The 239-nt window shown below is 46.0% G+C and carries 1 pseudogene; it reads left to right on the top strand.

What is annotated here, in order from left to right:
• Positions 1-10: 10 nt before the first annotated feature.
• A pseudogene (locus JUI58_RS16770) lies at positions 11-239 on the top strand (Uma2 family endonuclease); the annotation flags it as partial.

Below are 239 nucleotides of genomic sequence, written 5' to 3'. Positions count from 1 at the left end.
CAATGGTCAGATGCGTTTTTTCAATCCCCAAACTGGGGAGTATTTAAGGAGTCCAGATGAGTCCGAACGGGAACGGATTGAGGAACGACGGGAAAAAATGGAGGAACGACGACAGAAAATGGAGGAACGACGAGAAAAAATTGAGGAACGACGACAGAAAATTGAGGAACGACAAGAAAAAGAACAGGTACAGAGGACATTGCAAGAGTTGCGCGATCGCCTGATTGCGAAAGGATTAG

This window comes from Spirulina sp. CCY15215, from assembly GCF_016888125.1.
Lineage (GTDB): Bacteria > Cyanobacteriota > Cyanobacteriia > Cyanobacteriales > Spirulinaceae > CCY15215.
The sequence above is the reverse complement of the archived record's forward strand: the minus strand, read 5'-3'. Positions and strand labels throughout refer to the sequence as shown.